1 rRNA gene is annotated in these 371 nt (G+C 56.9%); it reads right to left on the reverse strand.

From position 1 onward, the window contains the following. A 16S ribosomal RNA gene (locus E5331_RS20140) occupies nucleotides 1-371 on the reverse strand; the annotation flags it as partial.

Below are 371 nucleotides of genomic sequence, written 5' to 3' on the forward strand. Positions count from 1 at the left end.
TCCCCCCGGACAGCCAGCATTCATCGTTTACTGCGTGGACTACCAGGGTATCTAATCCTGTTCGATACCCACGCTTTCGTGCCTCAGCGTCAGTGTGGAGCCGGCATGCTGCCTTCGCAATCGGAGTTCTGCGCGATATCTATGCATTTCACCGCTACACCGCGCATTCCGCATACTTCTCTCCAACTCGAGACTGCCAGTTTCAACGGCGGGCCGGGGTTGAGCCCCGGGCTTTGACCGCTGACTTAACAGACCGCCTGCGCACCCTTTAAACCCAATAAATCCGGATAACGCTCGCATCCTCCGTATTACCGCGGCTGCTGGCACGGAGTTAGCCGATGCTTTTTCTTCAGGTACACTCATCCGGGGAC

It is taken from the genome of Lepagella muris (genome assembly GCF_004793975.1).
Taxonomy (GTDB): Bacteria; Bacteroidota; Bacteroidia; order Bacteroidales; family Muribaculaceae; genus Lepagella; species Lepagella muris.